The 26,188-nt window shown below is 57.1% G+C and carries 22 protein-coding genes; 15 read left to right on the top strand and 7 right to left on the bottom strand.

Annotated elements, in window-relative coordinates:
• Positions 1 to 15: 15 nt before the first annotated feature.
• The gene (locus JNB85_RS27010; protein WP_220337493.1) at positions 16 to 837 is read right to left on the bottom strand and encodes a pyruvate, water dikinase regulatory protein; all 822 of its coding nucleotides are present in this window, start codon (positions 835 to 837) and stop codon (positions 16 to 18) included.
• Between the two features lie 401 nt (positions 838 to 1,238).
• Between JNB85_RS27010 and hemE the strand changes: the two genes are divergently transcribed.
• The 8 genes from hemE (at position 1,239) to JNB85_RS26970 (ending at position 10,018) form a co-directional block, all read left to right on the top strand.
• Positions 1,239 to 2,276, top strand: coding sequence for a uroporphyrinogen decarboxylase (gene hemE / locus JNB85_RS27005; protein ID WP_220337492.1), 1,038 nt, complete (start codon positions 1,239 to 1,241; stop codon positions 2,274 to 2,276).
• Positions 2,276 to 2,812: a protoporphyrinogen oxidase HemJ gene (gene hemJ / locus JNB85_RS27000; RefSeq protein ID WP_220337491.1), complete on the top strand. Its 537-nt coding sequence runs from the start codon at positions 2,276 to 2,278 to the stop codon at positions 2,810 to 2,812. Before hemE ends, hemJ begins: the two co-directional genes overlap by 1 nt.
• Positions 2,813 to 3,010: 198 nt before the next feature.
• Positions 3,011 to 4,276 carry a transcription termination factor Rho gene (gene rho / locus JNB85_RS26995; RefSeq protein WP_029868909.1) on the top strand — a complete coding sequence of 422 codons (1,266 nt, stop codon included), beginning with the start codon at positions 3,011 to 3,013 and terminating at the stop codon, positions 4,274 to 4,276.
• Between the two features lie 105 nt (positions 4,277 to 4,381).
• Positions 4,382 to 5,704, top strand: a complete 1,323-nt coding sequence (gene mnmE, locus JNB85_RS26990; protein WP_220337490.1) for a tRNA uridine-5-carboxymethylaminomethyl(34) synthesis GTPase MnmE — start codon at positions 4,382 to 4,384, stop codon at positions 5,702 to 5,704.
• A 64-nt stretch (positions 5,705 to 5,768) separates the two neighbouring features.
• Positions 5,769 to 7,643, top strand: coding sequence for a tRNA uridine-5-carboxymethylaminomethyl(34) synthesis enzyme MnmG (gene mnmG, locus JNB85_RS26985; protein ID WP_220337489.1), 1,875 nt, complete (start codon positions 5,769 to 5,771; stop codon positions 7,641 to 7,643).
• Positions 7,644 to 7,672: 29 nt separating this feature from the next.
• Positions 7,673 to 8,290 (top strand): 16S rRNA (guanine(527)-N(7))-methyltransferase RsmG, encoded by a 618-nt coding sequence (gene rsmG, locus JNB85_RS26980; protein ID WP_220337488.1) that lies wholly within the window; start codon positions 7,673 to 7,675, stop codon positions 8,288 to 8,290.
• Between the two features lie 19 nt (positions 8,291 to 8,309).
• The gene (locus JNB85_RS26975; protein ID WP_220337548.1) at positions 8,310 to 9,104 is read left to right on the top strand and encodes a ParA family protein; all 795 of its coding nucleotides are present in this window, start codon (positions 8,310 to 8,312) and stop codon (positions 9,102 to 9,104) included.
• Positions 9,105 to 9,136: 32 nt separating this feature from the next.
• A complete protein-coding gene (locus JNB85_RS26970; RefSeq protein ID WP_220337487.1) occupies positions 9,137 to 10,018 on the top strand; it encodes a ParB/RepB/Spo0J family partition protein in 882 nt (293 codons plus the stop codon).
• Here JNB85_RS26970 and holA read toward each other — a convergent pair whose 3' ends face one another.
• From holA to leuS, 3 genes are read right to left on the bottom strand one after another with little or no spacing between them, the layout of a single operon-like run.
• Complete coding sequence (gene holA, locus JNB85_RS26965; protein ID WP_220337486.1) at positions 10,019 to 11,065, bottom strand: DNA polymerase III subunit delta; 1,047 nt, start codon at positions 11,063 to 11,065, stop codon at positions 10,019 to 10,021. It abuts the gene before it with no gap.
• Between the two features lie 12 nt (positions 11,066 to 11,077).
• Positions 11,078 to 11,599 (bottom strand): LPS assembly lipoprotein LptE, encoded by a 522-nt coding sequence (lptE, locus tag JNB85_RS26960; protein WP_220337485.1) that lies wholly within the window; start codon positions 11,597 to 11,599, stop codon positions 11,078 to 11,080.
• A complete protein-coding gene (gene leuS, locus JNB85_RS26955) occupies positions 11,589 to 14,219 on the bottom strand; it encodes a leucine--tRNA ligase (protein ID WP_220337484.1) in 2,631 nt (876 codons plus the stop codon). The genes lptE and leuS overlap by 11 nt, the downstream gene beginning before the upstream one ends.
• A 192-nt stretch (positions 14,220 to 14,411) precedes the next feature.
• On the opposite strand from leuS, the gene JNB85_RS26950 reads away from it, so the two are divergent.
• Positions 14,412 to 15,071: a YggS family pyridoxal phosphate-dependent enzyme gene (locus tag JNB85_RS26950; RefSeq protein WP_220337483.1), complete on the top strand. Its 660-nt coding sequence runs from the start codon at positions 14,412 to 14,414 to the stop codon at positions 15,069 to 15,071.
• A 416-nt stretch (positions 15,072 to 15,487) separates the two neighbouring features.
• Positions 15,488 to 16,423 carry a flagellin N-terminal helical domain-containing protein gene (locus JNB85_RS26945; protein WP_183749726.1) on the top strand — a complete coding sequence of 312 codons (936 nt, stop codon included), beginning with the start codon at positions 15,488 to 15,490 and terminating at the stop codon, positions 16,421 to 16,423.
• A 72-nt stretch (positions 16,424 to 16,495) separates the two neighbouring features.
• On the opposite strand, the gene JNB85_RS26940 is transcribed toward JNB85_RS26945, so the two are convergent.
• Positions 16,496 to 17,197, bottom strand: coding sequence for a DUF1013 domain-containing protein (locus JNB85_RS26940; protein WP_112544952.1), 702 nt, complete (start codon positions 17,195 to 17,197; stop codon positions 16,496 to 16,498).
• A 235-nt stretch (positions 17,198 to 17,432) separates the two neighbouring features.
• On the opposite strand from JNB85_RS26940, the gene acs reads away from it, so the two are divergent.
• The gene (gene acs / locus JNB85_RS26935; protein ID WP_220337482.1) at positions 17,433 to 19,388 is read left to right on the top strand and encodes an acetate--CoA ligase; all 1,956 of its coding nucleotides are present in this window, start codon (positions 17,433 to 17,435) and stop codon (positions 19,386 to 19,388) included.
• Positions 19,389 to 19,420: 32 nt separating this feature from the next.
• Here acs and JNB85_RS26930 read toward each other — a convergent pair whose 3' ends face one another.
• Together JNB85_RS26930 and JNB85_RS26925 are read right to left on the bottom strand one after the other, a co-directional pair.
• Positions 19,421 to 19,837: a thermonuclease family protein gene (locus JNB85_RS26930; protein ID WP_223216621.1), complete on the bottom strand. Its 417-nt coding sequence runs from the start codon at positions 19,835 to 19,837 to the stop codon at positions 19,421 to 19,423.
• Between the two features lie 75 nt (positions 19,838 to 19,912).
• Positions 19,913 to 20,137, bottom strand: a complete 225-nt coding sequence (locus JNB85_RS26925) for a DUF1674 domain-containing protein (RefSeq protein ID WP_220337480.1) — start codon at positions 20,135 to 20,137, stop codon at positions 19,913 to 19,915.
• A 111-nt stretch (positions 20,138 to 20,248) separates the two neighbouring features.
• On the opposite strand from JNB85_RS26925, the gene htpX reads away from it, so the two are divergent.
• The 4 genes from htpX (at position 20,249) to purH (ending at position 26,173) form a co-directional block, all read left to right on the top strand.
• Positions 20,249 to 21,211, top strand: a complete 963-nt coding sequence (gene htpX, locus JNB85_RS26920) for a zinc metalloprotease HtpX (protein WP_220337479.1) — start codon at positions 20,249 to 20,251, stop codon at positions 21,209 to 21,211.
• A complete protein-coding gene (locus tag JNB85_RS26915; RefSeq protein WP_220337478.1) occupies positions 21,202 to 22,593 on the top strand; it encodes an RsmB/NOP family class I SAM-dependent RNA methyltransferase in 1,392 nt (463 codons plus the stop codon). The genes htpX and JNB85_RS26915 overlap by 10 nt, the downstream gene beginning before the upstream one ends.
• Positions 22,594 to 22,695: 102 nt before the next feature.
• Positions 22,696 to 24,363 (top strand): heparinase II/III family protein, encoded by a 1,668-nt coding sequence (locus tag JNB85_RS26910; RefSeq protein WP_220337477.1) that lies wholly within the window; start codon positions 22,696 to 22,698, stop codon positions 24,361 to 24,363.
• 193 nt (positions 24,364 to 24,556) lie between these two features.
• Positions 24,557 to 26,173, top strand: a complete 1,617-nt coding sequence (gene purH / locus JNB85_RS26905; RefSeq protein ID WP_220337476.1) for a bifunctional phosphoribosylaminoimidazolecarboxamide formyltransferase/IMP cyclohydrolase — start codon at positions 24,557 to 24,559, stop codon at positions 26,171 to 26,173.
• Positions 26,174 to 26,188 lie beyond the last annotated feature (15 nt).

Below are 26,188 nucleotides of genomic sequence, written 5' to 3'. Positions count from 1 at the left end.
TCAGTCGTTCAGCGCTTAACGCAGCTTCGGACGCAGGGCAACGATAGCCGCTGCCGTTTCCTCGATCGAGCGCCGGGTGACGTCGATCATTGGCCAGTTATGGCGAGCGCAAAGAGAGCGCGCATATTTCAGCTCCTCCGAGATTGCTGCACGGTCGGTATAGTGCTCCCGGTCGAAGCCCTGCGTCGATCCGAGCAGACGATTTTCGCGCACCTGAGAAATCCGATCCGTAGTGGCGATGAGGCAGACAATCAGCGGTTTGGTCGCCGTCGCCAATGCATCGGGTAAAGGCACACCATAAACGATCGGAATATTCGCAGTCTTGATGCCACGGTTTGCGAGATAGATGCTGGTCGGCGTCTTCGACGTACGGCTGATGCCGACGATGACAACATCGGCTTCATTGTAATCCTCCGGCATCTGACCGTCGTCATGGTCCATGGTGTAATTCAACGCTTCGATGCGCGCGAAATAGCCGGCATTCATCACGTGCTGAGCGCCCACCCGTCTTCTGGAGGGAGCGCCGAGATAGATCTGGAACGCGCCGATGACAGGCTCCAGAACATTGACCGAGGCAACGCCCATTTCCGCGCAGCGTTCATCAATGATGCTGGCAAGCTCCGGATCAACGATCGTGTAGAGAACAATGCCAGGTTCGTTATCGATCGCCTGAAGCACAGGCATCAGCTGTTTGCGGTTCCGGATCAGCGGATAGACATGCTCGATCGGCTGAGAAGACTTGAACTGAGCCGAGGCGGCTCGGCCGGCGGAGATCAGAGTCTCGCCGGTCGAGTCAGAAATCAGATGCAGATGGAAGAAGTTCGTTCTGTTCTCCACGCTATTTTCCGCTGCCTGTTGAAAAGACTGGACAGGGAAGAGCTAATGGCGTGGCCGGGATCGAGGCAAGGGAAAACATGCCTCCTTATCCACATCCGGAATTCTCGGAGGCCGTCTCAGAGGCGCTTGTGGAGTATGGGGATTGTGGTCAGGCTTCCCGAAACGATGCACAGCTTATCCACAAGATGGGTGGCGAGATGAATTCCTGGAACCTTCTGGAATTCCTGCGGTATTCGAATTTTCTACCGCTTTAAACCCAAATATACGAATTTCGATTCCCATTAACTCCACCTGCGTGACAGATCGCGCCGGCAGTGGATGGATTTTAATCCTTGATAGACACCGACTCTAAGAAATAAAAACCTTTTAGATATCTTTGGATTTTTATAGGGAAGAAGCGCTTGAGTGAAACGCGCCGGAAAATCATGCGGGTTCTTGATGGGGAGACTCTGACGCCCCCTCCCGTCTGGCTCATGAGACAGGCAGGACGCTACCTGCCCGAGTACAGGGAAACACGCGCCAAAGCGGGAAGTTTCCTCGATCTCTGTTACTCACCTGATCATGCCGTCGAGGTCACACTTCAGCCGATACGCCGCTATGGCTTTGATGCAGCCATCTTATTTTCCGATATTCTGGTCGTCCCTGATGCGATGAAGCGCAATGTGCGCTTTGCCGAGGGGCATGGTCCTGAAATGGATCCGATCGACGAGACGGGTATCGCGGGCTTGGATGGAGAGGGCGTTGTCGATTACCTGCAGCCAGTCCTTGAGACGGTGAAGCGTCTCAGGAATGAGTTGCCCTCCGAGACAACCCTCCTTGGTTTTTGCGGCGCGCCCTGGACGGTAGCGACCTATATGATTGCCGGTCACGGCACGCCGGATCAGGCGCCCGCCCGCCTCTTCGCCTACAAGCACCCACGCGCCTTCGAACATCTGCTGATGCTGCTTGCGGATGTCTCTGCCGACTATCTCGTTGCACAGATCGATGCGGGCGCTGATGCGGTGCAGATTTTCGATTCCTGGGCTGGTGTTCTTGGCGAGAGGGAATTTGAAGCTTTCGCGATCCGTCCCGTGGCGCGGATGATCGCCTCGATCCGGGCGCGCCGGCCGCAGGCGCGGATCATCGCCTTTGCCAAAGGTGCTGGCTACCTGCTTAAAACTTACCGGCAGAAGACGGGAGCAGATGCGATCGGGCTCGACTGGTCCGTACCACTTGCCTTTGCGGCCGAGCTACAGAAGGATGGACCAGTGCAGGGCAATCTCGATCCGATGCGTGTCGTGGCTGGCGGTCGTTCGCTGGAGGAAGGTATCGACGACATTCTTCAAGCGCTCGGAAACGGACCGCTGATCTTCAATCTCGGGCATGGCATCACGCCGCAAGCGGATCCGGAGAATGTACGCCTTCTTGTGGAGCGCGTGCGCGCCACGGGGGCTGTGTGATGGAAAAGCAGACGAATCAAAAGGCGGGTGCCTACGCACGCCGGCGTGCGCATTTTGCGCTCGCCTTCTTCGCTCTTCTGGCTGTCGCGCTCTTCGTCTGGAACCCTGATAATCTCTATCTATGGATCAAAGCCCTCCATATCATCGCCGTGATTTCGTGGATGGCTGGGCTTTTCTACATGCCTCGTCTTTTCATCTACCACACGGATGCAGAACCTGGTTCGGTTCAATCCGAGACCTTCAAGGTGATGGAGCGCCGGCTGCTCAAGATCATCATGAACCCGGCGATGATGCTGACCTGGATCCTTGGTCTTTATCTCGCCTGGTCGGTCTATGGTTTCCATGGCGGCTGGCTTCATGCGAAGATCGGGTTGGTTGTTCTCCTGACCATCGTCCATGTCTTTTTCAGCAGAGCTGTGCGGGCGTTCGAACGGGATGAAAACCGTCGCTCGGCGCGTTACTGGCGCTTCATGAACGAGGCGCCGACGGCACTGATGATCCTCATCGTCATCCTGGTGGTAGTGAAACCTTTTTGAGAGCCGGGCGTTGACGAGGTTAAATTTCAGACATTTTAAGCAGCCCTCTTGCGGGCCGGGTTCCGACTCGCTATTTTCCGGCCATCTCATCTTCGTGGCATGTGTGTAGAGTTCAGTCGCCTGCGAGCCCCTTTCGCAGTACCGAATACGACCCAACATCGCCTTTCCCCTTATAAAATAACGAGTATTGGTCACTTCATGGCTGAAATGAAGCTTCAGGAACTTAAGAGTAAATCCCCGACAGATCTTCTGGCTTTTGCCGAATCGCTTGAGGTCGAGAATGCGAGCACGATGCGCAAGCAGGAGCTCATGTTTGCAATCCTCAAGGTTCTTGCCAGCCAGGATATCGAAATCATTGGCGAAGGCGTCGTTGAAGTCCTGCAAGATGGTTTCGGATTTCTGCGCTCCGCAAATGCCAACTATCTGCCCGGTCCGGACGATATCTATATCTCTCCCTCCCAGATCCGTCGCTTCTCTCTGAAGACCGGCGATACGGTCGAGGGTCCGATCCGCGGTCCGAAGGAGGGCGAACGCTATTTCGCGCTTCTCAAGGTCAACACAATCAACTTCGACGATCCCGAAAAGATCCGTCATAAGGTTCATTTCGACAACCTGACACCGCTCTATCCGAACGAGCGTTTCAAGATGGAGTTGGACGTTCCAACCTCCAAAGATCTCTCGCCCCGCGTGATCGATCTCGTGGCGCCTCTCGGCAAGGGTCAGCGCGGACTGATCGTTGCTCCGCCACGCACAGGTAAAACGGTTCTCCTGCAGAACATCGCTCACTCGATCACTGCTAACCATCCGGAATGCTATCTGATCGTTCTGCTGATCGACGAACGTCCGGAAGAAGTCACGGATATGCAGCGTTCGGTCCGTGGCGAAGTCATCTCCTCCACATTCGACGAGCCGGCAGTTCGGCACGTGCAGGTCGCCGAAATGGTAATCGAAAAGGCCAAGCGCCTGGTGGAACACGGCCGCGACGTTGTCATCCTGCTGGATTCCATCACCCGCCTTGGCCGCGCCTACAATACCGTCGTTCCGTCATCGGGTAAGGTTCTGACCGGTGGTGTCGACGCCAATGCGCTCCAGCGCCCCAAGCGCTTCTTCGGTGCCGCACGTAACATTGAAGAGGGTGGTTCGCTGACCATCATCGCAACGGCTCTCATCGACACGGGTAGCCGTATGGACGAAGTCATCTTCGAAGAATTCAAGGGCACCGGTAACTCTGAAATCGTTCTCGATCGTAAGGTTGCCGACAAGCGTATCTTCCCGGCCATGGATATTCTCAAGTCGGGCACGCGTAAGGAAGACCTGCTCGTTCCGCGCCAGGATCTGCAGAAGATCTTCGTTCTGCGCCGCATCCTCGCTCCGATGGGAACCACCGATGCGATTGAATTCCTCATCGACAAGCTGAAACAGACGAAGAATAATGGTGACTTCTTCGACTCGATGAATACCTAATTATTAGCCGGATTCCTCAGGCGGAGGCTGGTGAGTCGTTTACACGACCACCAGCCTTTTCTGTTCCGGATTGATTCGGAAACGAACCGATAGGCCGAACACGATATGGAAACGTGGAACGATACCATATTTGCGCTTTCGAGCGGCACCCCCCCGTCAGGTGTGTCGGTTGTTCGTGTCAGTGGTCCGCAGACCGGTCTCATCCTGGAGGCGTTAATTGGTGGGATTCCATCACCGCGAACCGCCTCTTACCGAACGATTCGGACTCGGAACGGTTTTCCTATCGATGCCGGGCTAGTTCTTTTCTTTCCGGGTCCGGCCTCCTTTACCGGCGAGGACTCTGCCGAATTCCAGGTCCACGGTTCGAAAGCGGTCGTATCGGCTCTATTGAGAGAACTGGCGACGTTTTCGGGGACCAGGCTGGCAATGGAAGGCGAATTCAGCCGCCGCGCCTTTGAAAACGGTAAGCTCGACCTCATCGAAATCGAAGGATTAGCAGACCTTATTGCGGCTGAGACGGAAATGCAGCGTCGTCTGGCGCTGGAGCAAAGCTCGGGGGGGCTGTCTCGTCTATATGATTCATGGGCGGAACGAGTTACGCGCTCTCGCGCCTTGCTCGAAGCCGAACTGGATTTCCCGGACGAAGATGGCGTTCCCGGCTCTGTCTCCGATCAGATCTGGGCGGCACTATCGGAGCTTCGGATACAGATAGAGGATCATCTTTCCCATGCCGATATGGGGGAGATTGTCCGGGATGGTTTTAAAGTTGTTATTGCAGGGGCGCCCAATGCTGGTAAATCCAGCTTGATGAACTGGTTTGCGCAGAGGGACGTGGCAATTGTTACCGACATAGCCGGCACGACGCGTGACGTGCTTCATGTCGACATCAACCTGAATGGTTATCTGGTCAAGCTTTATGACACCGCGGGTTTGCGAGACACCGATGATATCGTGGAGCGGGAGGGTATCAAGAGAGCGCAGCTGGCGTTGAACAATGCTGATCTTGTGCTCTTCCTGGTCGACATAGGCTCGCCGTCGCCAATAGATCCTGTCGACTTGGAACGCGCTCCATCGCATGTTATTGTTGGCACCAAGCGGGATCTGTATCCTTCAGTTGCTTCATACGACCTTCAGATTTCTACAATGACGGGTGAAGGTCTTCCGGAACTTCGGGATTTTGTTTCTTCCTTTATCGAACAGAAGTTTGAGGGTCTGTCTTTATCTCTTCCGACGCGGGAGCGGCATAAGGATTCGCTCTCGAAATGCTTGAGTGCCTTGTCGGCGGCAATCGATCACCCAGAGCAAAGCCTAGAGATCAGGGCGGAATCTTTACGGCTCGCCGGTGATCATCTGGGGCGCATTACCGGACGGGTCGACGTTGAAGATCTTCTTGGTGTCATCTTTTCGGAGTTTTGTATCGGGAAATGATTCACGTGGAACGCCGACGGCGGCGGGCGTGGAGTTTCACGTGAAACCTTTTGTGGAGTAGCGCATGAGCGCCAGTAGTTATGATGTCATCGTGATCGGAGGCGGTCACGCAGGGTCGGAAGCGGCCTCGGCGGCAGCGAGAATGGGCGCAAAAACTGCCTTGATCACGCATCGGCGCGACACGATCGGCGTCATGTCCTGCAATCCTGCCATTGGCGGTCTTGGCAAGGGCCATCTTGTTCGCGAAATTGACGCGATGGATGGTCTTATGGGCCGTATCGCTGATGCCGCGGGTATCCAGTTTCGTATGCTGAATAAGAAGAAGGGTGCAGCGGTTCGTGGCCCGCGCACCCAAGCGGATCGTAAGCTCTATCGTCTCGCCATGTTGAATGTCATTGAATCCATCGAGAACCTTGATGTGATCGAGGGAGACGCGTTTGATTTGGATATCAGAAGCAATCGAGTCGCGGGCGTAATGATGAAAGACGGACGGCTCATCGCGAGCCCGTCCGTTGTGATTACCACAGGCACGTTCCTTCGGGGACTTATCCATATAGGAAATACGAAGACACCTGCCGGCCGCACGGGGGAGCCACCTTCGGTCGGGCTTTCAACGACGTTCCTTCGATTGGGCTTGAAGCTGGGGCGCCTTAAAACCGGGACTCCGGCTCGTCTGAACGGGGAAACGATTGATTGGGGATCCGTCGGTCGTCAGGCTGCTGATGAGGAGCTGGTTCCGTTCTCCTTCATGACGCATCGGATCACGAATCCGCAGGTTGAATGCGGTGTAACGCGAACGACAGCGGCGACGCACCGTATCATCGTCGATAATCTGCAAAAATCGGCGATGTATTCTGGACAGATCGAGGGCGTCGGTCCGCGATATTGTCCCTCGATCGAGGACAAGCTGGTTAAATTTGGCGAGAGAGACGGGCATCAGATCTTCTTGGAACCGGAAGGGCTCGACGATAATACGGTCTATCCAAATGGGATTTCCACATCCCTGCCGGCTGACGTTCAAGCCGCGTTCATCAGGACGATTCCCGGCCTTGAACACGTCGAAATATTACATCCTGGTTACGCGATTGAATATGATCATGTCGATCCTCGAGAGTTGACGGCAGCACTGGAAGTAAAAAAACTTCCCGGTCTTTTCTTGGCTGGGCAAATCAACGGAACGACAGGTTATGAGGAAGCCGGCGCCCAAGGTCTTGCCGCGGGTCTCAACGCAGCATTGTCGAGCGGCAATACCAAACCTTTCATCTTCAGTCGCACGAACTCCTATATTGGCGTCATGATTGATGATTTGACTATGCGGGGCGTTACGGAACCGTACCGGATGTTCACATCTCGCGCGGAATATCGATTAACGCTTCGCGCCGATAACGCCGACGCGCGGCTTACGCCAGCGGCCATCGAACTCGGGTGCGTGTCCAGTGAACGCCAAGCTCGTTTTGCAGCATATCAAAACGAGCTGGAGAGCGCTCGATCGATGCTTCAGTCTCTTTCCGTAACTCCGACTGAAGCGCGTAAAGCGGGACTCAACCTCAACCTCGATGGTCAGCGCCGAACCGCCTATGAACTCCTTTCCTATCCCGAATATACGTTTTCGCAGTTGGAGCAGGTGTGGGGAGGTCTACGATCTTTCTCGAAGAAAGTCGTCGAGGCGTTGGAAATCGAGGCGATCTATTCCGTTTACATGGATCGTCAGGCTGCAGCCATCGAGACGCAGCGACGGGATGAGGCACGCTTGATTCCGGAGGACTTCGACTACAGCAGCTTATCGGGGCTCTCGAACGAGTTGAAGAATAAACTCACCCTGCAGAAGCCTGCCAACATCGCTCAGGCTTTAAAGGTGGAAGGCATGACACCAGCAGCGATTTCGCTCTTGCTGGTGCATTTACGCCGTGACGAAAGTATTCGGAAGCAGGTCGCATAATGGCTTCAGGATTTTGAGAGTCTTCGAGAATGGAATTGAACGGATTGCGTGTTTCACGTGAAACACAGGAACGTCTGCGACATTTCGCAGAGCTTTTCACTAAATGGGCCAAGGCGATCAACCTTGTCGCGCCTTCGACTATGGGTGATATGTGGAGCCGGCATATCGCGGATAGTGCGCAGATATTTCAGATCTCTCCTCGCCCGCAAACCTGGATCGATCTCGGGAGCGGCGGTGGCTTTCCGGGTGTGATTACCGCGATCTTTCTCACTGAACAGCAGCAAGGCTGGGTTCACTTGGTGGAGAGCAATAATAAGAAGGCGGCATTTCTACGAACCGCTATGCGAGAAACTGGCGCACGCGGTGAAGTACATCCCGTCAGGATTGAGGATGCGCCGATAGCAATAGCTACTTGCGATGCTATCTCCGCCCGTGCGCTGGCGGATCTCGATAAGCTGATTGAATATGCGGCGCCATGGATGGTCGGAAAAGAAAATAATCGCGCATATTTTCACAAAGGCCGGGATTACCGAAGAGAGATCCAGAAAGCACATGGTCGCTGGACCTTTGATCTGCTAGAACACGATAGCGCTGTTGAGCGAGATTCTGTCATTCTCGAAATATCAAATCTCCAGCGCCTGGTTTAACGAAGCGGATATTGCGGCAATGGCTGGCGAACGTAATCGGATTATCACCATCGCAAATCAAAAGGGTGGTGTCGGCAAGACGACCACCGCTATCAATTTGGCAACCGCTCTTGCCGCCATTGGCGAGCGCGTTCTGATTATCGATCTGGACCCACAGGGCAATGCAAGCACTGGTTTGGGCATTGATCGACGCAACCGCAAGCTATCCTCTTATGACCTGATGGTCGGCGGAGCTGGTGTCGGTGAGATCGCGTTGGAGACTGCGGTTCCTAATCTCTTTATTGTGCCGTCGACAATGGACCTTCTCGGAGTCGAGATGGAGATCTCCCAGCAGAGCGATCGCGTTTTCAAGCTCAAAAAGGCATTGTCTTCTTCAGAAGCGGTGTCTTTTTCTTATATCCTTCTCGACTGCCCGCCTTCTTTCAACTTGCTGACGATGAACGCCATGGCGGCTGCACATTCCGTGCTGGTGCCGCTGCAGTGCGAGTTCTTCGCCCTTGAAGGTCTGAGCCAGCTTCTGGAGACCGTCAACCAGGTCCGCCGAACGATCAATCCGCAGCTCGATATTCAGGGCATCGTGCTGACAATGTTCGACGCTCGTAATAATCTGGCGCAGCAAGTCGTCAATGACGTGCGGACTCACCTCGGAGAGAAGGTCTATCACACGCTTATCCCACGGAATGTCCGTGTTTCAGAGGCGCCCTCGTACGGCAAGCCGGCCATTCTCTATGATCTTAAGTGCGCCGGCAGCCAGGCCTATCTGCAACTCGCATCGGAAGTTATCCAGCGGGAGCGGCAGAGACTGGCAGCTTGAAAGAGTGCACGACAGAGTAAGCGAGTTTGGACATGAATGACGACACATCGAAAAGACGGCTTGGCCGTGGCCTTGCAGCCCTCATAGGTGAAATGGATCAGCCTGTTCCGGCCGAGGCCGAGCGACCTACGGTCAGTGCCGACCGAATGGTCCCTATTGAGTTCGTCACTCGTAATCCTCGTAACCCTCGTCGTTTCTTCGATGACGCTGAACTTCACGATCTTGCGAGTTCGATTCGCCAGCATGGTATCGTACAGCCAATTGTCGCCAGAACGCTCGCGCGAGACCGCTACGAAATCATAGCCGGCGAAAGACGTTGGCGGGCAGCTCAGCTGGCGGGCTTGATTGAAATCCCTGTTATTATCAGGGATGTGGATGACAAGACGGCGTTGGAAATTGCGATCGTCGAGAACGTTCAACGCTCCGATCTCAATGCTCTCGAAGAGGCGCTTGGTTATGAGCAGCTCATTGCCGAGTATGGATATACCCAAAATGATTTGGGTGAGATTATTGGCAAGAGCCGCAGCCATGTCGCAAATTCGTTGCGACTGCTGAAGCTTCCTGAGCCCGTTCGCGACATGCTGGCTGCGGGAAGCCTTTCCGCGGGGCACGCACGTGCGCTGGTTTCGACGTCAGATCCCTCTGCACTTGCGCGTACAATCGTTTCCAAGGGGATGTCGGTGCGCGATGCGGAGAAGCTTGCGCAGAACGACATCAAAGCTCAGTCGGAGCCACAGACGCCCGTTCAAAAGAACCGGAAGGATTCCGATACGCTGGCTCTGGAGCGCACGCTGTCGGATACGCTCGGGCTTGATGTATCCATCAACCACAAGGCCAGCGGCGGTCAGATCCGCATCTCCTATAAGTCCCTGGAGCAGCTCGAAGACGTCTGCCGGCTTTTGGAACGCCGCTGATCAGGCTTGGGGGCGTCTTGCCGACTGCAGTGTCGTGGAGAGCAACGTCTGCATGGCGATGCTGTCTTCCAATATCTGACGCTGCCTTGTTTGCAGGACAGCTGCCTGCAGGCGCTTTGTTTCATGCGAAATGGCTTCCGCGCTCCAACTCTTTAACGCTTGTTCTATAATCGGCTTGCGACGGAAGTGAAGGTGCCTGCCCTGCGTCTGCATAATTTGCGCAGCGGGCAGTTTCTTCTCGTCCATTTCCGCGCGCATCGTATCGAGAAGCTGAAACTGTCGAAGGCAAGCTTGCAGAACCAGGAAGACTGAGGTCTTGGAGCTGGTGATTTTCTGCATCGCATGCAGGAAGCTATCACTATTACCGCTCAATATCGCGTCAACGGCATCATCGACCGAAATCGCACTGGCATCACCAATTATTTCGGCAACGTGATGATCGTCAATCGTCCCGATGCCTCGGCAATAGAGTGCGAGTTTGCGAATTTCATTTCTGGATGCAATTCTGTCGCCGCCGATCAGCGCGACGAGAGCTTGCCTGGCAGCAGGGGTTATACCCAACCCTTCGGCGGAAAGTTCATTGTCGATCAGTGCGTTCAGCGCTCGGCCGTCGTCGGCATAGCAGGGGATGGCGACTGCTGCGCTACGAGCAGCCTCAACCGTCTTGCGTAAGGTTGCCCCCTTCTTCAGGTCGCCTGCTTCGATGATGATACTGGCCGCTTCAAGGGACGCGCCGGACAGAAATGCGACAGCGTCGACGAGATACTTCTCGTTCGCGGCACCCCTTACCCATATCAGCTTCTCACCGCCGAAAAGACCGATAGATTGGGCTTCATCAACCAATCGGCCAGGCTCTTTCTGTAAATCGCCGACATCGAGTTTGGTGACAGAGAACGGATCGTTCTGATCTATACCACTCTTTGCAGCGATCATACCGGCGCGCTCGGAAACGAGTCCACGGTCCGGGCCGTAGATCAGATAGATGCGGTACAGGTGAGCGGATTTCTGCAGAAACCCTTCGAACTCATGGGATTTGATTTCCGCCACCCTACCGCTCCCTTAGCGACTGAGCGCGGCGGCGATATCTGCTCCCACGAATTCGGCCGCCTGATTGGCAGCGCGATTTTCGGCATCACGGATAGCCCGCTGCTTTGCAAATTCCTGTCTCGGGAAGTCGACCAGCGCCGTCGCTTCGCGTCTGCCCGCCTTGATGACCTGATTGTCTTTGGTGGTACGCAAAGTGTAGCTAACCGAGACCGTCGCGCGGCCTGCGCGAGATGTATCCGAGGACTGAACAAGCAAGGTATCGGCAACATATGACGAAACTTGCATATCAACCATGTAATCCGGCTTTTCAACTTCACCGGCACCGCGGGACGCCAGGAAGATCAGATGGTTGCGAACTTCCTGGCCGACACGCGTACCCGCTTCGGAAAAGCCGACGGAGCCGAGTTTTTCGGTAACGCCGGTGCTTTCGGAGTAAAGCGGACGAACCTGGCAGGCGGAAAGAAACGCCGTGGTGACAAGGATCGTGACGACGCTGGCGCGGTGCGCAAGCTTGCGGACGAAATCAGACGACAATGTTAACAATCCTCTGTGGAACCACGATGATTTTCTTCGCTGCTTGGCCGTTCAAGACATTTTTCACCGCGTCCAATTCCAGCACGGCTTCGGTGACGGCATTCTGATCTGCGTCGCGAGAAATTGTCAATTCGGCGCGCTTCTTGCCGTTGATTTGCACGGGAAGGGTCACGTCGTTCTCCACTACCAGCGATTCGTCATAACTTGGCCATGCCGTATGGGCGATGAGCTCAGCGTTGCCAAGGATCATCCAGCATTCTTCGGCCAGGTGCGGGGTCATGGGCGCAACGAGTTGGATAAGGATTTCGGCCGCATTTCGGATGGCTGCCCGATAACTGGCATCGCCCTCCCCGGCTGCGACCTTCGTCAGCGGGCCTGCCAGCGCGTTGACGAGTTCGTAGATACGGGCGACCGCCTTGTTGAACCAGAGTCTGTCATAGTCGTTCTGGACGGCCTTCAGCGTCTTGTGGGCAAGCTGCGAGATTGCCAACGCCTCGCCTTCCTTTGCCGGCTTGGGTTCGACAGCGGAAAGGGCTTCTGCCGCTTCCGAGACCAGACGCCAGAGGCGCTGCGTGAAGCGATGAGCGCCTTCGACCCCGGCTTCGGACCAGATGACGTCTCGTTCAGGCGGAGAATCGGACAAGACGAAGAAACGGGCAGTATCGGCGCCGTAGGAGGCGATGATATCGTCCGGGTCCACGACATTCTTCTTCGACTTCGACATCTTTTCGATCGAGCCGATGGTAATCTCTTCGCCGCCCTCCAGCAGATAGGCGCTGCGCTTTCCGTCGATCTCCTCGATGCGGATATCGGCGGGGGAAATCCACTCGCGATGCATGCCGGCGCCGCGGCTATAGGTTTCGTGAACCACCATACCCTGGGTGAAGAGACCCTTGAAAGGCTCCTTGACGTCTACATGGCCGGTCTCGCGCATCGCGCGGGTGAAAAAGCGCGAATAGAGCAGGTGCAGGATCGCATGTTCGATACCGCCGATATACTGGTCCACCGGCAGCCAGCGGTTGGCCGCAGCCGGGTCGGTCGGCTGCTTCTCCCAAGGGGCCGTGAAGCGGGTGAAATACCAGCTCGAATCGACGAACGTGTCCATCGTGTCCGTCTCGCGACGCGCATCCTTGCCGCATTGCGGGCAGGCGACGTGACGCCACGTCGGGTGACGGTCCAGCGGATTGCCAGGCTGATCGAAAGTTACATCCTGCGGCAGCTTCACAGGCAGGTCCTTTTTCGGAACCGGCACGACACCACAATCCTCGCAATGGATGACCGGAATTGGACAACCCCAGTAACGCTGGCGAGAAATGCCCCAGTCGCGCAGGCGGAAATTGACCTTGCGTTCGCCCTGCGGCGCGTTGCCAAGCAGAGTGGACGACAGCTTGTCGGCAACGATCTGGAAGGCTTCGTCTGCCGTCTTGCCGTCGAGGAAGCGCGAGTTGATCATCACGCCCTCGCCGTCATAGGCGACATTGCCGATGGTGAAGCTTGCGGCATCGCCACCTTCAGGCATGACGACCGGCACGACCGGCAGGCCATATTTGCGGGCGAAATCCAGGTCTCGCTGGTCGCCGGAGGGGCAGCCGAAAATGGCGCCCGTACCGTAATCCATCAGGACGAAATTGGCGACGTAGACCGGCAGCTCCCAAGATGGATCGAGCGGATGCTTCACTCGGATGCCGGTATCCATGCCCTTCTTCTCAGCCGTCTCGAGTGCAGCAAGAGAGGTACCAGCACGCCGGCATTCCTCACAGAAGGCCTCGATGTCAGCATTCCTTCCCGCTGCCTCCTTGGCGAGCGGATGATCGGCGGCGATTGCCAGGAAGGAGGCCCCGAACAGCGTATCCGGACGGGTTGTGTAGACCTCCACTTCGGTTTCGCCGGCAGGTGCGGTTTCCGGAACGATCTCCCAGCGGATCGTGAGGCCTTCAGAGCGACCGATCCAGTTTTTCTGCATCAGGCGCACTTTTTCCGGCCACTGATCGAGCGTATCGAGCGCGTCCAGCAGGTCCTGGCTGAAATCGGTGATCTTGAAGAACCACTGCGTCAGTTCGCGCTGCTCGACCAGCGCGCCGGAACGCCAGCCACGGCCGTCGATGACCTGTTCATTGGCGAGAACGGTATTGTCGACCGGATCCCAGTTCACCTTAGACTGCTTGCGGTAGACGAGGCCCTTTTCCAGGAAGTCCAGGAAGAGATGCTGCTGCTGCTGATAGTACTCGACATCGCAGGTCGCGAATTCGCGGGACCAGTCCAGCGACAGGCCCATCGCCTTCAGCTGCGCCTTCATTGAGCCGATGTTCTGGTAGGTCCAGGATGCGGGGTGTACGCCGCGCTCCATAGCCGCATTTTCCGCCGGCATGCCGAAGGCATCCCAACCCATCGGATGGAGCACATTATAGCCGCGGGCGCGCTTGTAGCGCGCCACCACGTCCCCCATGGCATAATTGCGAACGTGGCCCATATGGATACGGCCCGAAGGATAGGGGAACATCTCCAGGACGTAATATTTCTCGCGCGGATCGGAGTTGTCGGTCTCGAAGACCTTTTCCTCGTTCCATTTTTGCTGCCAGCGAGGCTCGACATCGCGCGGATTGTAACGTTCGGTAGCCATATATCAGATTTCCGGAAAATCAGGGGAGTTGGCCGAGACCTTCACCATGAAACCAATCAAGCGTCAAGTTTTGCGGGCGCTTCACACGTTCGATCTTGGCTTCGAGGCGATTTCGCAGAGACAAGTCTTGGCAAGGCCACGACAGCCCAGTAGTGCATTGCCGATGGATTAGCCGGATGTCGGGGCACAGCGATGGAACTTCAAGAGCGTTTGAAAGAAGTATGGTCCAAGATCGATGCCGCAGAGCGGGATGCGGGCCGTCCGGCACGTTCAGTGCAACTTGTGGCGGTCTCCAAGACTTTTGACGCCGATACCATTCGCCTGGCTATTGAAGCTGGCCAGCGCACTTTTGGAGAAAACCGCGTTCAGGAAAGCCAGGGAAAATGGCCGGAACTGAAGGCGGAAACGCCTGGCATCGAGTTGCATCTCATCGGCCCGCTGCAATCCAACAAGGCTGCCGAAGCGGTTGCGCTCTTCGATGTGATCGAGACCATTGACCGTGAGAAAATCGCGCGGGCCATTGCTGAGGAAATGAAGCGGCAGGGCAAGGTGTTGCGTCTCTATGTGCAGGTCAATACAGGTCTGGAACCACAAAAAGCCGGTATTGCGCCTAGCGATACAGCCGATTTCGTCAACTTCTGTCGCGGTGAGCTCGGTCTCACCATTGAAGGGTTAATGTGTATTCCCCCGGCGGATGAGAATCCCGGCCCGCATTTCGCCCTGCTCGCCAAGCTCGCAGAAAAGTGCGGCGTCAAAAAACTCTCCATGGGCATGTCAGGTGACTACGAGATTGCCATTGCGTTCGGGGCCACGAGCGTGCGCGTCGGCTCGGCGATTTTCGGGGCGCGTTAACAAATGGCGGAAAACGACCTCTTCGAATCAGAGGCTTACTCGTGATTCGAGGAGCTGTCCGCGGCCCATTGTTTGGAAAGCGATAATATTCATTAATGCGAAAAAAGTTTCAACAGGCGGCTTCTTTCGTGAAGTCTTGATTGGCCAAACTGAGCCATGCTTCTCTAAGCCATTTAAAATATTAAATATTTCTGGCGGCTTTCGTGTGCTTCTTCAAAGCTTCCCGGAAGCTGCCGCAAGCCCTAACGAGAGCTTAAATTAAATTTTCTGAAAAGCTAATTGAGGAATTATTAACTATGTTGGGCGCAACCATTCCTTAACGGCAATGACCCAGCTCTCTTGGGTTTTGCATGAAGCGTCGCCGTTACCGGACTTGTCCGGATGACCCCTTTCACTTTGATTGCGGAAAACGGAACATGACAAGCATCCTCACCAACAACGCTGCCATGGCAGCGCTGCAGACCCTGCGCGGCATAAACGATAGCCTTAAGGATACCCAGGGTCGCGTCTCTTCGGGCTACCGTATCGATAAGGCGGCGGACAATGCTGCCTACTGGTCGATCGCAACGACCATGCGTTCAGACAACAAGGCCCTCTCGGCCGTTTCCGATGCACTCGGCCTTGGTGCAGCAAAGGTGGATACCGCCTATACCGCCATGGACAACGCCATCGACGTCGTCACGGAAATCAAGGCGAAGATCGTCGCTGCCACGGAAAAGGGCGTCGACAAAACCAAGATCCAGGAAGAACTCGACCAGCTGCAGGAACAGCTGGTGAGCATCGCCCAGTCGGCGTCTTTCTCCGGCGAAAACTGGGTTGCCGGCGCTTCGGGCACGAAGAGCGTCGTCTCCTCTTTCGTCCGTGACGGTTCGAATGCCGTTTCGGTCAAGATGACGGATTATGTTCTGAACGACGGCACGCTTGGCAATGTACTGTTCGGGATGAACAGCAACGGCACGATCCAAACGACGAGCGGTATCATCGGCACCGCTTTCAACGGGACTTACGGCAACACGGTCATCGTCATGCCGTCGATCTACGCGCTCGATATCACCACCTTCACGCAAGGTCAGCTCGATGGAGCGCTTTCCGGCGTCGAACTTGTGCTCCAGGCCCTTACAAATGCAGGCTCGCAGCTCGGTTCGATTTCGACCCGAATTCAATTGCAGGAAACCTTCGTCAGCGCTCTTAGCGATTCGATAGACTCCGGCGTGGGCCGCCTCGTCGACGCCGACATGGAAGAAGAGTCTTCCAAGCTTTCTGCCTTGCAAACACAGCAACAGCTCGCGATCCAGTCGCTCTCGATCGCCAATTCCTCGGCGCAGAACATTCTCTCGCTCTTCCGCAGCTAATACGCGCAAGAGAACAGCAACAACAAACCCCGCCAGTGGCGCGGGGTTTATTCATTTCAGGAAATGACGATCTCAGAACTGATCGTCTTCATCCTCGTCCTTCGGCGTCGAGCGCAGCGAACTCAGCTTGCGGAAGACGGCGTCGGCGTCGATTTCCTTTTCTTCCTCGCGCTCGTAGCTCGGTGTCAGACGCTCGGTCTCCTGAGCGGACTGGAGCGTTGCGCCGAGTTCGGCAGCGGTCGGCAGCGGACGGCCCTTGGATGCCTTTTCCACTTCCATGTCGAGATCGATCTGGCTGCAAAGGCCGAGCGTCACCGGGTCCATCGGCGCCAGGTTTGCCGAATTCCAGTGGGTGCGCTCGCGGATCTGCTCGATCGTCGATTTGGTGGTGCCGACGAGACGCGAAATCTGGGCGTCCTTCAGTTCTGGGTGGTTGCGAACCAGCCAGAGAATGGCGTTCGGGCGGTCCTGACGCTTGGAAACCGGCGTATAACGTGGTCCGCGGCGTTTGGATTCCGGGACGCGGACCTTCGGCTCGGAAAGCTTCAGCTTGTAGTTCGGATTGCCCTCGGCGCGGGCGATTTCATCGCGGGAAAGCTGGCCGGTGGCGATCGGGTCCAGGCCCTTGATGCCCTGCGCGGCTTCGCCATCGGCAATCGCCTTGACTTCGAGCGGATGCAGTTTGCAAAACTGAGCGATCTGGTCGAAAGACAGGGCTGTATTGTCGACGAGCCAGATGGCAGTCGCCTTCGGCATGAGCAGTTGTTGAGCCATGGATATAGTCCTTCTGTCGTCCGCGCCGGTGTCGCGGTCCGTGGATTGTCACCACAATGTCCGGGAAATATGGCGCTATATAATCGCACTGTCGCAGAATTGCAATTCTTCAGAAATGAAATGACCTTTGTCTAATTGCCGTCACCAGACGACCTGATATGAATTGCGCAATTCGAGTTCCGGTCGCTGCGTCGAAACCATCGGCCGTTGCATAGCCTTGTGAGGAGGAGTTCCCATGTCGGAGAAGATCTATCCGGTTTCCAAACCGGTGAAGACCCGTGCGCTGATCGATCAGGCCAAGTACGAACAATGGTACGAGGAGAGCATTGAAAACCCCGACAAGTTCTGGGGTAAACACGGCAAGCGCATCGACTGGTTCAAGCCCTATACCAAGGTCAAGAACACGTCCTTTACCGGCAAGGTCTCGATCAAGTGGTTTGAAGACGGCCAGACCAATGTTTCCTACAATTGCATCGATCGTCACCTGAAGACGAACGGCAACCAGACCGCCATCATCTTCGAAGGCGACAACCCCTACATCGATAAAAAGATCACCTATAACGAGCTCTACGAGCATGTTTGCCGCATGGCGAACGTGCTGAAGAAGCATGGCGTCAAGAAGGGTGACCGCGTCACCATCTACATGCCGATGATTCCGGAAGCCGCCTATGCGATGCTCGCCTGTGCCCGCATCGGTGCCGTGCATTCCGTCGTCTTCGGCGGCTTCTCGCCGGAGGCGCTGGCCGGCCGTATCGTCGACTGCCAATCCACCTTCGTCATCACCTGCGACGAGGGTATCCGTGGCGGCAAGCCGGTTCCGCTGAAAGACAATACGGATACCGCCATCCATATTGCGGCCCGCCAGCATGTCACGGTCAACAAGGTGCTCGTCGTGCGCCGCACCGGCGGCAAGACAGGCTGGGCGCCGGGCCGCGACCTCTGGTACCATCAGGAAATCGCCACGGTGAAGCCGGAATGCCCGCCGGTGAAGATGAGGGCGGAGGATCCGCTCTTCATCCTTTACACGTCGGGCTCGACGGGCAAGCCGAAGGGCGTGCTGCACACGACGGGCGGCTATCTGGTCTATGCGGCGATGACACATGAATATGTCTTCGATTACCGCCCCGGCGATATCTACTGGTGCACGGCCGATGTCGGCTGGGTCACCGGTCACTCCTATATCGTCTATGGGCCGCTTGCGAACTGTGCGACGACGCTGATGTTCGAAGGCGTGCCGAATTTCCCGGATCAGGGCCGCTTCTGGGAAATCATCGACAAGCACAAGGTCAATATCTTCTACACCGCGCCGACGGCGATCCGTTCGCTCATGGGCGCCGGCGACCATTTCGTTACCCGCTCCTCCCGCGAGAGCCTGCGTTTGCTTGGCACGGTCGGCGAGCCGATCAATCCGGAAGCCTGGGAATGGTATTACAATGTCGTCGGCGACAAGCGCTGCCCTGTGATCGATACATGGTGGCAGACGGAAACCGGCGGCCATATGATCACGCCGCTGCCGGGCGCAACCGATCTCAAGCCCGGATCGGCCACCAAGCCATTCTTCGGCGTCAAGCCGCAGCTCGTCGACAATGAGGGCAAGGTGCTGGAAGGTGCCGCCGACGGCAATCTCTGCATCACCGATAGCTGGCCCGGCCAGATGCGTACGGTCTATGGCGACCACGAGCGCTTCATCCAGACCTACTTCTCCACCTACAAGGGCAAGTATTTCACCGGAGACGGCTGCCGCCGCGATGAGGACGGCTATTACTGGATTACCGGCCGCGTCGATGACGTTCTGAACGTCTCCGGCCATCGCCTCGGCACCGCGGAAGTCGAATCCGCCCTCGTCTCGCATAACCTCGTCTCAGAAGCTGCCGTTGTCGGTTATCCGCATCCGATCAAAGGCCAGGGCATCTATTGCTACGTTACGCTGATGGCTGGCAACGAGGGCACAGATGAGCTGCGTCAGCAGCTCGTCAAACATGTGCGTGGCGAAATCGGTCCGATTGCAGCACCTGACAAAATCCAGTTCGCGCCCGGTCTGCCAAAGACCCGTTCGGGCAAGATCATGCGCCGCATCCTGCGCAAGATCGCCGAGGACGATTTCGGTTCGCTTGGCGATACCTCGACGCTGGCAGATCCGGCCGTTGTCGACGATCTCATCGCTAACCGGCAGAACAAGGCTACGGCTTGAGTCAAAGGGCCGCTCCACCGTCAGGAGCGGCCCTATTCTTCCGCGCAGAAAACCTGTGGCTTGCGGCCACCGTCATAGGCGCGGACCAGTCCTTCCGAAAGAAGATCCTGTGCGGGATTGCGCCCGTCCGCCAAGGTGACATCGGCGAGAATTCGTCCGAAATATTTATCGCCGCTGATCTCCCTCAGCTGAATTACCGAGACGCCTGAGATCATTTGTTGAAGCGCATCGCGAGCCTCAAGACCAGCCTTCCGGATTTCAGCGCATTTGGAACGGATTTCGGGCGCATCTATGCCGCGAATGCGGACATAGACTTCCATAGTCTGCTGCGGCCAGGGTGTCGCGGCAACCAGCAGCGTATCGCCGTCAATGATCCGGATAATCTTCGCCGATACGGGTCCGTCGATTTCGTCCTGTGCCGAAAGGGTCGGCACAAACGAAAGAGACAACAGAAGAATCGAGAGCGGCTTCAGCATAACAGGAATAAATTCCGATTACGCCGTCAAGTCAATAGGAATATTTACCTAGAAGTCGATCGCTCGACCGTTGATTTCATAGTCGCCAAAGCGGGAAGGCTCAGCTCCACCCCGCCCGCCGATCTCAGTCGGCAGTTCGGCAGGCTTGGCATTCTTGCGGCGCTCCTCGGCTTCGGCGAGCGCACGCCTAGCGGCGGGTGAAAGCATCTTGCGCGGCAGCTCGGAGCCTTCTGGCGCCTGGGCTTCCATATTGTCGTTATCGGCCGTCTGCATGCTGCACTCCCGCCTGGAAATATTGAAAATGGCTGGCGAATAACCAAATCATAGTGCGTCGGCGCCAGGATTTAAAGCATCGCGCCGCAATCAAGGAGATGGAGACCTCTGATGAACCTCGTGCGTACTGCCATGTTGCTTGCCTTCATGACGGCGCTTTTCATGTTTGTCGGCTTTTTGATCGGCGGCCGAGGCGGCATGATGATCGCCTTTCTCATCGCTGCCGGCATGAATTTCTTCTCCTACTGGAATGCTGACAGGATGGTGCTGTCGGCCTATCGGGCACAGGAGGTCGATGAGCGAAACGCCCCGGAATTCTACCGGATCGTGCGCGATCTCGCCCGCAATGCCGGCCTGCCGATGCCAAAGGTGTATCTCTACGACAATCCTCAGCCGAATGCCTTTGCGACCGGCCGCAATCCGGAGAATGCCGCTGTCGCGGCCTCTACGGGCCTTCTTGCCGCCCTCTCGCCGGAAGAGGTTGCAGGCGTGATGGCGCATGAGCTTGCCCACGTTCAGAACCGCGATACGCTGACCATGACGATTACCGCCACGCTTGCCGGTGCAATCTCGATGCTCGGCAATTTCGCCTTCTTCTTCGGCGGCAATCGCGAGAACAACAATAATCCCCTCGGTTTCATCGGCGTGCTCGTCGCGATGATCGTGGCGCCGCTCGCCGCCATGCTGGTGCAGATGGCGATCAGCCGTACGCGCGAATATTCGGCAGACAGGCGCGGTGCTGAAATCTGCGGCAATCCATTGTGGCTGGCCTCGGCGCTCGGCAAGATTGCCCGTGGCGCGGCGCATGTGCCGAACTACGACGCGGAGCGTAACCCAGCCACCGCGCACATGTTCATCATCAATCCGCTCTCCGGCGAGCGCATGGACAATCTGTTCTCGACCCATCCGGACACCGAAAATCGTATTGCTGCCCTGCAGGAAATGGCACGGGGAGGTTTCGACGTATCGACGCCGCCGGTTCGCGCTGCTAATCCGACACGCAAATCGCGCTCGGTTCCCAATACCGGTTTCGGCCGCGGTGACTCGCAACCGCCAAAGGGTCCGTGGTCTTGAATTCAGACGGCAAGAAGAAACCAGCTCGCAAACATAAAGCTTCCGCAGAACGCTCAGCGCCGGCACCGGCAAAAGCCGGCCTGCCGGCGCGTGCGGCTGCCGCAAAAATCCTTGCCGCGGTCGTAGACAAAAAACTGCCGCTCGATGGCGCGCTGGATCACGAGCATGGAAATCCGGCCTACAAGGCGCTTGGGGAAAGCGACCGTGCGCTGGTACGCGCCATTCTCAATACCACGCTCAGACATCTGCCCCGCATTGATGCTGCCATTGCCTCGCTGCTCGAAACACCACTGCCGGAAGGTGCCAGAGCTTTGCATCATGTGCTTGCCGTTGGTGCTGCGCAGATTCTCTATCTCGACGTTCCCGATCACTCCGCCGTCGACCTTGCGGTCGAACAGGCCAATCAAGATCCTCGCAATCGGCGTTTCGCCAAGCTCGTCAATGCGATCCTGCGCCGTCTAGGCCGCGAGAAGGAGCACATCCTTGCCGAGATTGCCGACATTCCGCCAATGCCGGCTTGGTTTATCGAGCGGCTCGCAAAAGCCTATGGGAAAGAGCCGGCACTTGCCATTTCCAAATCCCAGCTTGAGCCGGCAGCCATCGATCTTACCGTTAAATCCGATGCCGCAGGCTGGGCGGGGCGCCTGAACGGCACTGTGCTTCCCACTGGTGGGGTCCGGCTTTCCGCTTTCGAAGGCGGCATTCCCTCGCTCGCCGGCTTTGAAGAAGGTGAATGGTGGGTTCAGGATGCAGCTGCGAGCATTCCCGCAAAGCTCTTTGGCGATCTCAGCGGTAAGCGTGTCGCCGATCTCTGCGCTGCGCCGGGCGGCAAGACCGCACAGCTCATCGTCGCCGGTGGCAGGGTGACCGCAATCGATCAGTCCGAAAACCGGCTGAAGCGCTTGCGCTCCAATCTGGAGCGGCTTGGCCTCGAAGCCGACACGATCGCAGTGGATCTTACAAAATTCGAACCGTCCGAGCGTTTCGACGCGATTCTTCTCGACGCGCCCTGCTCATCGACGGGTACGACGCGCCGGCATCCCGACGTGCTCTGGACGAAGGGGCCGGAGGATATTGCTAAACTGGCGGCACTGCAGGAGCGCCTTCTGCGCCATGCCGTTACCTTGCTAGACCCCGGCGGCGTGCTCGTCTTTTCCAACTGCTCGCTCGATCCGCAGGAAGGCGAAGAGGTCGTGGCGCGCGTTCTCGAAGATGTGAAGAGCGTAGAGCGGCTGCCGATCGACGCAACAAGATGGCCCGGCATGGAACAGGCCATTACACCGCTGGGCGAATTTCGCACGCTCCCTACGATGCTGGATATGCCTGATGGTTTCGCTTCGGGCCTCGACGGCTTCTACGCCGCGGTGCTCAGACGAGTCTGAACGCTATTATATTCTAACTTCATCACAAAATAATACATCGTGGCTAATGAAATCAGTTTAGATTCATCTATTCTTAACCACGAGGGTCAATAGACATTTGATATGCAGTCCGGTCGGCGTCTTGCGAGCATGTATGTTCGGGAAGCTTGGCGGCGCGGTACGCGCCGTGCCGCACTTCTGCGCCTGCGCTTCTCCCGACATGCAATTCCGGTTCCCGAACGCCTGATCGTCGCGCCGACGGATCTGAGAGGCGTCGATTCACACGTTGCCGACGAGATCATCGACGGACGGTTTCCGCTCGCCGGCCGAATGCTGGAAACCGGTGGCAAGTCCCCCTTTACGCTTACTCTTCCGTCGCGTGCTTTCGCGACCAGGCTCCATAGTTTCGGCTGGCTGCGGCATATGCGGGCCAACAAGAGCGAGCGCGGTTCGGCTGTGGCCCGCGCGATCGTCGATAGTTGGCTTTCGATCCATGGAGGCCGCATCGAGGGGATCGCCTGGGAGACCGACGTCGTCTCGCAGCGCGTCATTGCCTGGCTGGCGCATTCTCCGGTCGTCCTGCAGAACGCCGATCGCGGTTTCTATCGCCGCTTCATGAAGTCGCTCGCTTTTCATATCGGCTATCTGCGTCGCATGGCGCCTTATTCGACGGGTGAAGTCCGCTTCCGGCTGCGCATCGCGCTTGCCATGGCCTCCGTCGCCATGCCGGTGCGTGCCTCGACAGTCAGGCGGGCGGCCCAGGCGCTCGACCGCGAATTCGATAGCCAGATTCTGCCTGATGGAGGCCATATCTCCCGCAATCCACGCATCGGGTTGGAGCTATTGCTCGATCTGCTGCCGCTGAGACAGACCTATGTCAATCTCGGCCATGATCTGCCGCAGAAGCTGATCTCCGGTATCGACCGCATGTACCCAGCCCTGCGCTTCTTCCGCCATCAGGACGGAGATCTGGCGCTCTTCAACGGCGCGACATCCACGCTGGCAGACGAGCTGATGTCCGTGCTGCGCTATGATGAGACGGCGGGCCAGCCGTTCAAGGCGCTGCCACATTCGCGTTATCAGCGACTTGCCGCCGGCAAGACGGTGATCATTGCGGATACAGGGCCACCCTCGCCCGGCTGCTTCAGAACAGCCCACGCAGGTAGTCTCTCCTTCGAAATGTCCTCCGGCCGTTACCGCTTCATCGTCAACTCGGGATCACCGAAATTCGCCGGCCAGCGCTATGTGCAGATGGCCCGCACCACGGCTGCCCATTCCACCGTGGTTTTGAACGATACGTCCTCCAGCCGTTTCTCTCATTCAGCCTTTCTGGCCCACATGATGACGGAACCGGTGGAGACGGTTGCCGCCGAGCGCGTGGAGACCGAGGATGGCCGTGAAGGCATCAAGGCAAGGCATGACGGTTATCTCAGTGCTTTTGGCGTCATCCATGAGCGGGAGCTGACGCTCAATGCCGCCGGCTCCATCGTGACCGGCATGGACCGTTTCGTGACGGATGATCGGTATCACAGCGAAGGCCCGCTGCGGGCGATTGCACGTTTCCACATCCATCCCGCCATCGTGCCGCGGCAGAACGACACGGAATCCGTGCTGCTGACGGCGCCGGATGGCGAAAGCTGGTTGTTTTCCTCTCCCGGCAATGAAGTGCTGATCTCGGAAGATATTTTCTTTGCCGACAGCGCCGGTATGAGCAGTTCGGACCAGATCGAGATCGATTTCGATTTGGCGGAGAAACCTGAAATTCGCTGGTTTTTATCGCGCAAGGGCTAAAGCATTTCCGTTTTCTCTGCACATGGAAATGCTTTAGCTCTTTGCTTTGTGCAATCCCGAACGCAAAACCAATGCACACTTTTGCTGGAATTGCTTCGGCTGCTGTTTGCGCCGGCTCCAAGCTGTGCTAACGCGGCCTCATCAAACGTCCCTTGCCCGGATGTCTCCCGCGTAGCCCGAACGGAGAAGGTTCATGGCCGTCATTTCCAAGAAAATCCCTGCCCCCGACAAGGTCGAGATCAAGACTGCACTGCTTTCTGTCTTCGACAAGACCGGTATTATCGACCTTGCCCGCGCGCTTTCGGCGCGTGGCGTGCGCCTACTGTCGACCGGCGGCACCTACAAGGCGATCGCGGCCGAAGGACTTGCCGTAACCGACGTTTCCGAAGTGACTCAGTTTCCTGAGATCATGGATGGCCGCGTGAAGACCCTGCATCCCAAGGTGCATGGCGGCCTGCTGGCGATCCGTGACGATGCCGAACATCGGGAAGCTATGAAAGCGCATGGGATCGACGCCATCGACCTTCTGGTCGTCAATCTCTATCCCTTCGAGGATGTTCGTGCGGCCGGCGGAGATTATCCGACGACGGTCGAGAATATCGATATCGGCGGCCCGGCAATGATCCGCGCTTCGGCCAAGAACCATGCCTACGTCACCGTCATTACCGACCCGGCAGACTATGCTGAACTGGCCGAGCAATTGTCGGCCGATGCCGGCAAGACGGCCTATGCCTTCCGCCAGCGCATGGCGGCCAAAGCCTATGCCCGCACCGCCGCCTATGACGCTGCCATCTCTAACTGGTTTGCCGAGGCGCTTTCGATCGATACGCCGCGTCATCGCACAATTGGCGGCGTATTAAAGGAAGAGATGCGCTATGGCGAAAACCCGCACCAGAAGGCCGCCTTCTACGTGACGGGCGAAAAGCGCCCGGGCGTTTCGACAGCCGTCCTGCTGCAGGGCAAGCAGCTTTCCTATAACAATATCAACGATACCGATGCGGCCTACGAGCTGGTTGCCGAGTTCCTGCCTGAGAAGTCTCCGGCCTGCGCCATCATCAAGCACGCCAATCCCTGTGGTGTCGCAACCGGTTCAACGCTTCTCGAAGCCTACAAGCGGGCGCTTGCCTGCGATTCCGTCTCGGCTTTCGGGGGCATCATCGCGCTGAACCAGACGCTCGATGCGGCGACAGCCGAAGAAATCATCCAGCTCTTCACCGAGGTCATCATTGCACCTGACGTCACCGAAGAAGCCAAGGCGATCGTCGCACGCAAGCCTAACCTGCGCCTGCTCTCAGCCGGCGGCCTGCCGGATGCGCGTGCGGCCGGCATTACTGCCAAAACCGTTTCCGGCGGCCTGCTCGTCCAGAGTCGGGACAACGGCATGGTCGAGGATCTGGAACTGAAGGTGGTCACCAAGCGTGCGCCGACAGCGCGGGAGCTCGAAGACATGAAATTCGCCTTCAAGGTCGGCAAGCATGTGAAGTCGAATGCAGTCGTCTATGCCAAGGACGGCCAGACCGCAGGTATCGGCGCCGGCCAGATGAGCCGCGTCGATTCCGCCCGCATCGCGGCGCTGAAAGCCGAGGAAGCGGCTAAGGCGCTTGGCCTCGCCGTTCCGATGACGCATGGTTCGGCAGTCGCTTCCGAAGCCTTCCTGCCCTTCGCCGACGGTCTGCTGTCGATGATTGCTGCCGGCGCCACTGCCGTGATCCAGCCGGGCGGTTCGATGCGCGACCAGGAGGTCATCGATGCCGCAAACGAGCACAATGTCGCGATGGTCTTTACCGGCATGCGCCATTTCCGCCATTAAACGGGACAACGGATA

Origin of the sequence: Rhizobium mesosinicum (assembly GCF_019511345.1) — a bacterium.
GTDB lineage: Bacteria > Pseudomonadota > Alphaproteobacteria > Rhizobiales > Rhizobiaceae > Rhizobium > Rhizobium mesosinicum.
Note: the sequence above shows the minus strand (reverse complement) of the source record. Positions and strands in the feature narration are given on the sequence as shown.